Origin of the sequence: uncultured Methanobrevibacter sp., from assembly GCF_902770715.1 — an archaeon.
GTDB lineage: Archaea > Methanobacteriota > Methanobacteria > Methanobacteriales > Methanobacteriaceae > Methanocatella.
The window spans coordinates 38,856-51,502 of the sequence record NZ_CACXTS010000003.1 but is presented as its reverse complement, the minus strand read 5'-3'; the positions used below and the strand labels follow the sequence as shown (position 1 = coordinate 51,502).

9 protein-coding genes are annotated in these 12,647 nt (G+C 32.1%); 6 read left to right on the top strand and 3 right to left on the bottom strand.

Going from position 1 to position 12,647, the window contains the following annotated elements:
• Positions 1-35 precede the first annotated feature (35 nt).
• From QZU81_RS01500 to QZU81_RS01490, 3 genes are all read left to right on the top strand, one after another.
• A complete protein-coding gene (locus tag QZU81_RS01500) occupies positions 36-1,064 on the top strand; it encodes an acyltransferase (protein ID WP_295589090.1) in 1,029 nt (342 codons plus the stop codon).
• Between the two features lie 72 nt (positions 1,065-1,136).
• Positions 1,137-2,798 (top strand): LicD family protein, encoded by a 1,662-nt coding sequence (locus QZU81_RS01495; RefSeq protein WP_295589089.1) that lies wholly within the window; start codon positions 1,137-1,139, stop codon positions 2,796-2,798.
• Between the two features lie 139 nt (positions 2,799-2,937).
• Positions 2,938-4,245 carry a hypothetical protein gene (locus tag QZU81_RS01490; RefSeq protein WP_295589087.1) on the top strand — a complete coding sequence of 436 codons (1,308 nt, stop codon included), beginning with the start codon at positions 2,938-2,940 and terminating at the stop codon, positions 4,243-4,245.
• 93 nt (positions 4,246-4,338) lie between these two features.
• Here QZU81_RS01490 and QZU81_RS01485 read toward each other — a convergent pair whose 3' ends face one another.
• The 3 genes from QZU81_RS01485 to QZU81_RS01475 are packed head-to-tail and all read right to left on the bottom strand — an operon-like array spanning position 4,339 to position 7,615.
• Positions 4,339-5,730 carry an MFS transporter gene (locus tag QZU81_RS01485; protein WP_295589085.1) on the bottom strand — a complete coding sequence of 464 codons (1,392 nt, stop codon included), beginning with the start codon at positions 5,728-5,730 and terminating at the stop codon, positions 4,339-4,341.
• 35 nt (positions 5,731-5,765) lie between these two features.
• Entirely contained in the window at positions 5,766-7,151 is a 1,386-nt protein-coding gene (locus QZU81_RS01480) for an MFS transporter (protein WP_292826258.1), read from the bottom strand.
• Between the two features lie 14 nt (positions 7,152-7,165).
• A complete protein-coding gene (locus tag QZU81_RS01475; protein WP_292826261.1) occupies positions 7,166-7,615 on the bottom strand; it encodes a MarR family winged helix-turn-helix transcriptional regulator in 450 nt (149 codons plus the stop codon).
• Positions 7,616-7,759: 144 nt separating this feature from the next.
• Here QZU81_RS01475 and QZU81_RS01470 point away from each other — a divergent pair, with 144 nt between their 5' ends.
• From QZU81_RS01470 to QZU81_RS01460, 3 genes are all read left to right on the top strand, one after another.
• A complete protein-coding gene (locus QZU81_RS01470) occupies positions 7,760-8,071 on the top strand; it encodes a hypothetical protein (RefSeq protein ID WP_292826264.1) in 312 nt (103 codons plus the stop codon).
• Between the two features lie 489 nt (positions 8,072-8,560).
• On the top strand, positions 8,561-11,155 hold the full coding sequence (locus QZU81_RS01465; RefSeq protein ID WP_295589082.1) for a transglutaminase domain-containing protein: 2,595 nt from the start codon (positions 8,561-8,563) through the stop codon (positions 11,153-11,155).
• A gap of 166 nt (positions 11,156-11,321) precedes the next feature.
• Positions 11,322-12,626, top strand: coding sequence for a Gfo/Idh/MocA family oxidoreductase (locus QZU81_RS01460; protein WP_292852557.1), 1,305 nt, complete (start codon positions 11,322-11,324; stop codon positions 12,624-12,626).
• Positions 12,627-12,647 lie beyond the last annotated feature (21 nt).

Sequence of the window (12,647 nt, the reverse complement as noted above, 5' to 3'; positions counted from 1 at the left end):
TGAATTCATTATTATCCAAATAATTTAGGGATACGATGGTATTACGAAAAGATAGGATTTTTTATTTAGATGAATTGCGGGCAATTGCAATACTTTTGGTTTTGTTGGCACACACTATCCAATATTTTCCAGTGAATATGAACTATTTAACATCTCCTACTCTATTATCTTATCTTGCAATTTCCAGAATGGGAGTCCCATTGTTTTTCATGCTTAGTGGAGCATTACTTTTAAATAGGGAATATTCAATTTCACAATTCATTAAAAAACGTTTTTCAAGAGTGTTGATTCCAGCTATATTTTGGTATATCATATTATTCTTCTCTGTTGCATATGTTAATTCATTCAACTTTGATTTAATGTATCTCTGGATTTATGATGCACCATTTCCATGGTTTGTTTGTGTAATTATTGGAATTTATTTATTAATGCCGATTTTCAATTCTTTTATCAAGGAGCATGGTACTAGAGGGGCAGAATATTTCTTATTGATATGGTTAATTTTCATTGTTTTAACTAATTTGAATCTTGCTCAGGAGTATTATGTAACTTTGATTTTTCAAAATTTTGGCATCTATATGGGTTATGTAGTCTTGGGATACTATTTGGCAAATAAGGAATTTAGGATTTATTCCCTTCCAATGACAATATTCTGTACTGTAATATTCATTGTTTGCATTGCAATAAACATTTACAATGCCTTGAACTTTGCAGCAATTGTATACATTGAATCAATTTCAATTATAATTCAATGTTCCGCATTGTTCTTGATTTTGAGATATTTAACTAAATTTTCATCATTCAATCCGAAAAGCGCATTGTCAAAATTGCATCATTTCATTGAAAAATCATTCATTGGAACCATAGTCTACGCATTAAGCGTTTGCAGTTATACTATTTATCTGATGCATGAACATATCATAAATTTACTTTTACAATATTATCCGATTTCAACATTTGACCTTGTTCCAGTCGTATTCTTATTGCTGGTAGTTGGGTCATTGATTGTTGCGATAATATTATCAAGAATGCCGGTCATAAATAATATTGTTGGTATTTATTAGTTAGAAAATTATGTATGAAAAATTGGAGATTAAATTTCATTGTTTAAGGGTGGAGTGTTCTAGTTGTATAAGTTGAATAGGATACAAAAAAATTTATACCAGTTACTGGTTGAATTGGATGAAATCTGTAAAAAGTATGATATTGATTATTTGTTGGCAGGTGGTGCTAGCTTAGGTTCAATCAGAAATCGTCGTTTCATGCCATGGGATGATGACATTGATTTGTTTATCACTAGAGACAACTGGAATAAACTGAGACATATCATAGAAACTGAAGAAAACGTTCTTCCTGAGGGACGTTCAATGGTATATAAAGAAAATACTCCATATTATTGTAATCCTCTTCCAAGATATGTAAATACTGAAACAACTACAATTTATGTTTCTCAGTCATTGCCTGCAAAATCATGCGGACATCAAATAGAATTCTTTATCTTCAATCCGATGCCTTTAGGTGAAAAGGCTAAGGAAGAATATATGGATAAATTGCATGTCTATACAGAGTTATTATCCCCATATTTTGTCGTGAACAAAAGAGCCACACTTGAGGAATGGGAAAAACATTATGAATTGTATGAGCATTATTGCCAAAGAATTGATGAGGAAGGAGAAGAAAAGGTTCTAAAGGAGCTGGAAGATGAACTGCAGCAATATTCTCCGAAATTTTGTGATCAGTACTGTGTGTTCTGGGGATATAATAAGCATGTTTATGATAAGGAACATTTTCAACTTGAAAGTGAAATGGGCCAGTTTGAAGATGGAGTATTTCCACTGGGTTATCGTCCCGAAGGTCTTCTTAGGTCAGCTTATGGCGATAGTTGGATGTACATTCCAGAATATGAAGAACAACTTATTCATAATGCAGTAAGAAATGATTTTCTTCCATTTGAAGAATATTCTAGTCGTTATCTTCCAAAAATAAATCGAGAATCTATTTTTGAGAAATGCAAAATAAACAAACGTAATAATGCTAAGGTATATTATAATAGGCGAAAAGTTGAAATGTTGATTGCTAAAGAGATTGTTGCTGTAGGGTCAGTCCAAGTATCTAAAGATTTGGACGGTAAGGATGATTATTTGCGTTCTCTTCTTGAAGATAAGAATTATGATGAATTATCTGCGGAGTTTGGAAATTTCACCGATTTGCAGAATATTGAAAATGTGTTTAAGTATAATATTTTAGCTCCAATTTCAGATAAGAATCTTGCAACATATTTGTTCAGTTTGATTGAACAGGGAAGATATTTTGATGCTTCCAAATACTTGAATGCCCGTGAAGCTCAAGACAAACCTTTAAATGATGAATTGAATAGAATTATGGATATCATTTCAATATGTCATGAGATTTCAGTAGCGCGCTATGATCTGAAAGATGTTAGTTTGGTTCAATCTCTTGTTGATGAGTATGAAGATACATATGATGATTTACTTGACATATATCGTGCAAGAATCTGGATTATGGAAAATACCGCAGAATCTATTGATGATTATAAGATGATTGATGAATTATGCAGTCATGTTTTATCATTATATCCATTTGATGGAGAGACAATGGCTTTTCAAGCTAACGCTAAAACCAAATGCGGTCAGAAAAAACAGGCTATGGAACTTTATAGAAAATCAGTTGACCACACTAGAAATGGAATAATTTGGCAAAAAGTTGAAGATGAATCAGGAATTAGTCGTATGGATATGGAAGCTGAATTGATTGAGGAGTTGAATAATGAAAAGTAAACTGGCGCTGTTTGCTGAATTGCATCATGAAATCGATGATTCATGTGTGGAAATTAACAGTATCTTTGATAGGGTGCATTTTGTCAGATAACATTATTATTTAGGGGGATTAAGTATTCAAACAAGGCATAAAATTCAATTGAAGTTACTAAAAGAGATAGATAGTATTTGTTCCCGTAATGGCCTACATTATTTTTTAATTGGTGCTAACTCTCTCAGTGCTTACAATGACCATACCATTGACAATGGATCAAGGATGGTAGCAGTAGCCATGCCTTCGGAGGATATTGAAATATTCAGTAAAATCGTGAAAAAGAATTATGATAAGGACAGATATGTCGAAAGAAGCGTAAATGATAAAGAAGATTCATCATTTTTCGTCTCTTATGGTGATAGGAACTCTACCTTTTTTGTTCTATCAAATCTGGATATTCTTAAACCCCATGGAATTATTGTTCGTATTTATCCTATTCGTAAGTCCATTATCAATATCGAGGATACGGAACAGCCAATCAGCTTTTATACTTCAATGAAAATTAGTTTCAATAGCTTCATTAGGAAAAATTTGCTTTATAGGGAAGCTTTCTATGTGAGATATGGTCTAAAGGTCATCCGTTTTGTACATAATCATCTTGCTAAGGTTAAAAATTATTTTGTTCGCAGGTATCCAAAAGCAATTGTAAAAGAAAGATTATATGATATTTTTGGTAGGGATTCTTACTTAACCAATACCATAATCACGATATATAATTATGTTTTTGCCTCTTTAGACTTCACATATTTCTATTTCAAGAATTTAAGAAAACATCCATTTATTGAAACTTGGGATGAGCTTCAATATTACGATAATGCCCAAATTATTAATAGGGATTTGAATACTGAATTATTTGAGGGTGTTGATAAATGGGAAGTCGATGGAATTGATTTGAATTTACCCAATTCTGATTTTTATGAAGAGGTTTTCGGAAAAAATTATATGAACCGAAAAATCAAATTCAAGCCGCTGAAATCTACAGCGGTTTTAGATACTGGGACAAGCTATCAAAAGATTCTCAATGAAAGAAAAGATAACATCAATGAAATTAAAGCTATCCAAAGAGAGATTAGGAAAACAAGATATGAAGTACTAGAAGAAACAACTGCTGTTAACAAGATTTTTAAGCTTGTTAAAATGACTGATTCTCAAATAAAATATCAAAATTACTTTAAAAGGCGTAGGAAGTATTTGTTCTCACTGGATATGGATAATGAGGAAGAATTTATGGAATTGTATAATAGACTGCGTCCTATTATAAACACTTTAAGAAGATACTCTCAAGAGGGTATGACTTTTTCAATTGATGAGGAAGCTGATTTATTAATTCAGAATGTATTAATTAAGATCGGTGAAGAGGAATTGGTTTCTACCTTAAAAGAGTTGTCTAAAAAAGAGTATTTCATCGAATAAACATTTTGATGATTATATAAATCATATCATTATTTTTCAATTATATCAGATTAATTAAAAAAAGGAAAGGGGATTAGTTAAATGAATAACTAATCAGTTTGGCCTTTCAGTATTGAATTTGTCGCTGGATTTTATACCAACCAATGAAGCGAATACAGCAAGGATGCATGCTATTGTACAAATCAAACAGATTGTTTGTGATGCCTGCACAATCATGGAAGCATATTGAGGAGCCAATTCCAAGCTGCCCATCACCCAAGCGAATATAAGAGTTAAAAGACCTAAACTCATGGTCTGGCCGATTGTTCTCATTGTAGCTTGAGAAGCTGATGCTGTCGGAGCGTCCTTTGGAGGAACTGAACTCATGATAGCGTTCATATTTGGACTTGAGAATAGTCCCATTCCAATACCCTGCAGGACCATAGCCAATATCACAATATAGATTGGTGTATCTCCGGTTAGGAATGTAAGTATTGCCAGTGCCACCGCAGCTATTCCAATACCAATTGCCGCTAATTTCTGCGGATGTATTCTATCTGATAGTTTTCCTGCATTCGGAGCCATGATTGCCATGATGATTGGTGTAATAATCAATATCATTCCGGACATTTGTGCGTCCCATCCCCTTACATACTGGAAGTGGTAATTCAGAATTGTGGTAACTACCATAATCGCCAAGTAGCTGCACAATGCTGCGACATTTGAGGATGTGAATTTTTTGTTTTTAAACAGGTTCATGTTGAACACTGGTGATTTCTGTCTCAATTCATAGAGACCAAATATTACTAGCAATATAATTCCAGCAACGGTTAATATTTTACCTGTTGATGTAATCAAAGTGGTGAATCCATAGATGAATAATAAGATTCCAATGGCATATAGTATAGATCCTACTTTATCAATCTTGTCATGTTGATAGGTCTTCCATTCTTGAGGTATTTTTGTAAGCATCAATATGATACACAATACTAAAAATGGAATAACAAAGTAAAACATTGATCTCCAGCCGAGGTTATGCACTAAAAATCCGCAGATTACCGGTGAAAGTGAAGTTGCCAGATAAACTCCAGTCACTGTAAAACCCAATGCTTTTCCCCTGTTTTGCGGTTTAACCGCTTGTACTACCATAGCCATAGCTGATACATTTAAAAATGCTACTCCTGCACCCTGTATCATTCTAAAAACTAAAAATGATTCTGTTGAAAATGCAAGACAGGCCCCTATAGACCCAAATAGGAATACAAGGATTCCTGCTAGCAATGATTTTTTAACACCGAATTTTCCTGAAATCTGTCCGGCCGGTACTGTGAATACCGCTACGACAAGGAAAAATATTGTCGGCACCCAATTTTGAATAACATTATTCATTGCAAAGTCCTGTGCAATTGCGGGAACACCAATGATTATCCCATTTGACAAGAAAACTGCAAAAAATGATGTTATAAATGATACAAATACAACATATGTTTCAAATTCTATTTTCATGATTTCCCTCTCTATTAATTAAATTTTAAATAATCTTACCTCTCTAAATTAAATGAATCTTTTGATTTAATGCCTACAAGTGAAGCAAAAATAGCTATTATGCAAATTATTGTACATATCAAACAGACCAATTGTGAACTTTGAACTATCAGAGCAGCATATTCTGAAGAAAGTTTAAGACTTCCCATCATCCAAGCAAATACGAGGGTTAAAAGACCCAGACTCATAGTTTGACCAATGGTTCTCATTGCAGATTGGGCCGCAGATGCATTTGGGGTTTCGTTTGGTGGAACGGAACTCATAATTGCATTGGTGTTTGGAGTTGTAAATAATCCCATTCCAATACCCTGAAGTATCATGGCTATAACAATAAGATAAAGTGGAGTATTGGCATCTAAAAATATCAATATCAATAGTGTTACTGTTGCAATGCCCATTCCCAATGCAGCCAGCTTTTGCGGATGAATCTTATCTGATAGCTTACCTGCATTAGGCGCCATAATTGCCATGATTATTGGTGTGATTATCAGAATTAATCCTGAAAGCTGTGCATTCCATCCCCTCACATATTGGAAATGATAATTCAATATGGTGGTTATTGCTGCAATGGCAAGATAGCTGCATAATGCCGCAATATTTGATGAAGTGAATTTCATATTTTTGAATAGATGCATATTGAATGCTGGACTTTTAGCCTTAAGTTCATAATATGCAAAAATGAGCAGTAGGATTGTACCAATTGCAACGCTGATTATTCCCATTGTATTCATTAAGTTTGTAAATCCATAAATGAATAATAGAATGCCAATTCCGTATAGAACATATCCTATACTGTCGATTTTGCTGTTTTCATAAGTTTTCCATTCTCCAGGAATTTTTATCATAATCAATATTAAGCAAAGTACTAAAAACGGCAATACAAAATAAAACATTGATCTCCAACCGAAATTATATACTAAAAATCCACAGAATACGGGAGATAGTGATCCTGCAAGATAAATGCCTGTAACAGTATATCCTAAAGCTTTTCCTCTGTTTTGTGGTTTGATGGCTTGCACGACCATTGCCATTGCAGATACATTCAAGAATGCAATGCCTATTCCTTGAAGCACCCTAAAAAATAAGAATGATTCTGTTGAAAAGGATAGAGCTCCGCCGACTGATGCTATTATAAAAATAATTAGTCCTGCAATCAAAGACTTTTTAACACCGTATTTACCCGAAATCTGACCTGCTGGTAGGGTGAATACAGCTATAACAAGCAATGCTATTGTAGGAATCCAATTTTGAATAATGTTGTTCATTCCAAAATCATTTGCAATTGATGGAACGCCCAAAACAATTCCCGCTGATAAGAATACAGCAAAAAATGATGTTATGAATGCAACGAAAACTACATATGTTTCAGAATCCATTTTCATTATCATCATCTCTTTTATTTATTTTCAATAATCTTCATGCCTTTAATGGCTATTTCTTTAAGTCTTTCTTTCAACAAGTCATCTTCGTCTGTTATCCCTACTTCCTTTTCCCAGTCTTTAGCAAACTGCCGGTATTTTGGTGCTAACATTTTGCCTTTTTCGGTTACATTCAACATGTATTTGCGTCTGTTTTCAGGATTGACTTCCCTTTTGATATATCCTTCATTTTCAAATTTCTTCAGTATTTTGGCAACGTTTCCCTTACTTTGGCAGAACATGTTCACCAGATCCTCCTGTGAGCAGTTGGGGTGGTCATAAATGAACATGATGTAGCGTATGTCATGGCCAAAATCATAATTAGAAAATTTTGATTTCATATACTTTTGCTGATTTAGTGAAATATTGTGAATCCATGCCACAAATGGGGACTTATCTTCTATACCTTGAAAAATTTCATCTTCCATATTTTCACCTGTATAACTATTATTCTTTTATAGCATATAATTGTTTCTTTTGAAACAGTTAAAAATGAAACAATATTTTTTCTAGAAAATAATTTAAATGAAAATAATAATATATAGTATTAATTATTTTACAGGGGAAATTTTATGAGCAAAATGGAAATTGAGTTGACACCTGAACAGGAAGAGAAAGTAAAATTATTAAAGGAAAATGGAGTTACAATCGGTGAAGCTATTGATACATTATTCGAATTGAAGGAAAAAACATTGCCTGAAATTGAATCAATTGCAGATGAACAGATTGGATTATTTGGTAAGATTAAAGATACTTCATTGGATGTTGATGGCAAAGCTGAAGTATTGGATGACAATTATGGGGAAACAGATAAAACTTATGAATTAAAAGCACAAGAAATTAAAGCCAAAGTTAGTTGGGCTAAAGACATCTTTAAATTTTAATTCATCTTTTTTTTATTTTTACAATAATTTTTTAATATTTTCTTAAGAAATAATGCTTATTTCTGCACATGAAAATTATTTTTTATATAAAAAATCAAATTTGATTAAAAATTCTTTTTTTAGGAATATTTAAGTTTTTAAAGCGAATTTTATTATTTTTCTTAATAATATTCCATTTATTGATATATGCTTGATTTTAAGCTTATAGGATATGTTATTGATGTTTGTTCGATTAATGTTTTCAATTTCATATATTGAATTAGCTTAATAAATAATTTCATAAATTATAATTCTTTTATAGTTTAATTGAAGTATAATTAAGCTTAATTTTAAATTTTCATAAAGTTTAATCCTTATTTTTTAAAATTAAACTCATCTAATTAAGTATGGTAAATAAAAAGGTTTATATAAGATTTTTTAAATATTTACTTATAAGGTGAGAATAAAATCACAATATATTAAAAATAATCTGTTATGGAGGAAAATATTTTGAACAGAGAATTATTACTCACTGTTTTGATGGTGCTCATTGTTGCATTATCGGTAAGCACTATTCATGCAAGTGAAGTAAATACTACGGATTCATATGCTGTAGCACAGGATGACACGTATGTATCTGTTTATAATTCAGCTGTTGATGATGATTCATCTAATGACAATATTCTAAAATCTGATAATTCAGATATTTTATCAACTGACGCTGAAAGTAATTCTTTACTGAAAAGTGAAAATAATGCCGACGTATTAGCTGCTTCTAATACAACAATTGACAAATCAAAAACAATCACTTCAAAAGACATTACTAAATACTACAAAGGAACCGCAAAATACTCAGCAAAGTTCCTTGATATGAATGGAAAAGCATTGAAAAATACTAATGTTAAAATTACATTAAATGGTAAATCTTTCACTAAAAAAACCGATACAAATGGAGTTGCGACCTTATCCATTAAAAGTCTCAAACCAGGGACATATAAGGCTGTTACAACTAATCCTAAAACAGGATATAGCTTTACAACTACCATAAAGGTTTTATCAACCATTAGTGCTAAGGATATATCAAAAGTCTACACAGACGGTAGAAAATTTTACGCTACTTTTCTTAAAAGCACTGGAAAAGCGTTAGCTAACAAAAACATAAAATTCAAACTTAATGGAAAGACATTCACCAAAAAGACTAATTCAAATGGTGTGGCAAGTTTATCTTTAAAATCATTGAAAGTTGGCACATATAAGATAACTTCATATAATGTTGACGGTTTGACTAAAACTAAAACAATCAAAGTTGTCAAATCCACTACATCATCCTTAACTGCTAGTGCCTACACTTTCCTCAAAAGTGAATCTAAAACTATAAGCGTTAAATTACTCAATAAATTTGGGTATGCTCCAGGTGCTGGTAAAATAATCAAATTCACTGTCAATGGAAAATCATATGACGCAAAAACAAACAGTAAAGGTATTGCAAAACTCAAATTGCCTTCACTAAAAGAAGGGTTTTACACAGTCAAATATAAATTTGCAGGAAATAATTTTTACAAAGCGTCAAGCACATCCAGTAAATTAACTATTATACCAAGTAAAACACCTACTTTTACAGTAAAAAGTACAACAACTTTCGGTAAAGGTTCAAATATACCTTTTAAAGTTGCTTTAACATCAGGTTCTATTCCATTGGCCAATAAGAAAGTCACTCTCACAGTTAAAAGCAATACTTATACAGAAACTACAGATAGCAATGGTATTGTTTCAATACCTATTAATCTTGCTGTTGGAAAATATACAATAAAGTATACTAATGCAAAAGATTCAAAAATTGACTCTGTCAATGGGTCAACTGAAATTACAGTTAAGAAAAGAACTTCCACTTCCCTCGCATGGAAAAGTGAAACTTCCCTAAATTCAGGATCTCAATATGTGAATGTATTGTTATTGGACTCCAGCAAAAAAGCAATCAGCGGAGCTACTGTCAAATTGACTGTCAAAGCCAATACATACACAGCTAAAACTGCATCTAATGGATATGCTAAATTCAGTGTAAGTTTACCTGCCGGAAGCTATTCAGTTTCATATGAATTTGAAGGGGATAATCTTAATCTGGCCAGTTCCGGATCTGCAAAACTGACCGTGGTTGCTCCTAAGACAGTTACTTTAAATGAAGTGCTTACTGCGGCAACCAACTTTAAAAACTACTATGACAGCAACAATAAGTTTCCGAATACAGTAAATGTTGGAAGTCTTACATTTACAGTTCCTGAATTCTTATACATAATGAGCGAAGCTATAAATGAGATAGGAAATTCAAAAACCAATAATATTGAATATATCCCAGATGTTGCAGCTCCTAAGAATCCTTCAGGAGATAATATTAACTCAAAAAATTTATACATGGAAAAATATGTGGCTGTTGCAAATAATATAGCAACCTATATTAAAACCAATAAATTTGCTCCTAACTATGCTTCTTCAGCTGTTGGTAAAATCATATATTCAGAAGTTGTCGATTCATTTTCAAGAATATTAGCATTTTATAAGGCTGAAAAGCGTATGCCTAATTATGTGGTTATTAACTACGGTTATGGTTCATCACAAGGAGGATCCGGTTTAAATGAAAAGAATACAGTCAGCGATTTATCAATGTATCTTAAGTCTTCCACAAATTGTCAAGTGAACAGTTCTACAATCAAGAAGATTGTTACATCTTTAACTAAAGATTTGAAAACTGACAGGGAAAAAGCGGTTGCAATATTTAATTACGTAAGGGATACAGTATCATACAGTTTCTATTACGATACAAGATATGGTGCAACAGGTACATTGTCCCATAAGACTGGAAATTGTGTCGATCACTCACATTTGCTTGTAGCAATGTTTAGAACTGCTGATTTACCGGCAAGATATGTTCATGGAACCTGCAGATTCTCAAGCGGCAGTACTTACGGCCATGTTTGGACACAGGTTTTAATTGGAAATACATGGACAGTTGCTGATGCAACAAGTTCAAGAAATTCAGTTGGAAGTGTAGTTAATTGGAATACCAAATCATTCTCCCTTAAGGGAATTTATTCTGGAATATCATTCTAATTACCTATTCTTATTTTCTTTTTTTTATAATTAAATAAAAACATTATTTTTTATTCATTTCTAAAGATGTTATTTTGCTATTTTTTAGAGTAACTTTTAATAGTTTTAATTACTAAAATATAATTAAGTTAAATTTTCTTTTACATTGATGATGAGAGGACAAAAAATGAAAAAAATTATTACATATGGAACATTCGATTTGTTTCATATAGGTCATTATAATATCTTAAAAAGGGCAAAGGAGCATGGTGATTATTTAATTGTTGGTGTCACTGGTGAAAATTATGACATTGGGCGTGGAAAATTAAATGTTCATGATTCACTGGCAACAAGAATCGAAAATGTTTTAAAAACTGGTTTTGCAGATGAAATTATCGTTGAGGAATATCTCGGTCAGAAGATTGGAGATATAATTAAATATAATATTGATGCCTTTGTAATTGGAGATGACTGGAGGGGCAAATTCGACCATTTGTCAAGATACTGTGAAATGATATATTTGGAGAGGACAAAAGGCATTTCCAGCACTCAAATTAGAGAAGAGACATTTGGCCATTATGATATTGGGATGATATGTGATATAGTAGACGATAACCAAATAGTTAAGGAAGCAAAATTGGTAAATGGCTTTGAAGTGAAAAATGTATGCTCTGATGATGACAATGTTTTAGAAAGTTTACAGGAAAAATATGCCATAGAAAATTCATTCGACAGTTATATGGATATGGTCGAGGAATCAGATATTATTTATGTCCGTTGCTCTACTTCAAAGAGATATGATTATATTCGCCAAGCGTTAGAATCTGGAAAACATGTATTATATGACCCTCCTGCAACATTCAAATCAGATGAAATAAAAGAATTAATCTCATTAGCCAAGGAAAAGAATTTAATTTTAATGGAAAATATTAAAATGGTTCATATTTATGTTTTCAATCAACTATTGTGGATGACACAGGGAGGATTGATTGGAGATATATTGAGCTTCAATTGTTCAATTTCAAAAAATGATGAAAGTCGTAGCAACCTGTTTTACGATTTAAGTGTTTATACCCTATTGCCAATGTTGAAGATTATGGGTTTGGATTATGAAAAAGCGGATTTCAATGTATCCAAAGACGGTGATAACATTGAATTTGCTTCAATGAATTTCGTTTATCCTAATGGAAGAGCAGTAATTAATGTCGGTAACACTATTCGTGTTGATAATCAATTGGAAATCATAGGAACAAAAGGTACAATTCGCATGAAGGGAGATTGGTGGAGAAGTAAAAGCTTTGAATTGCATACTCCCGGATCAAGTGATGTTCAATTGTACACTACAAACTTTGAAGGCAATGGATTCAAATACCTGATAAGGGAACTTTCATCAATGTTATCAAATAATCGAATTAATTCAAAAAGTATCTTTGAAGATGAATCCATAAAAATCGTGGAAATATTGGAAGACGTTAAAAAGGCTGAAAAATAATTATTTTTATTAGGAGAGTTT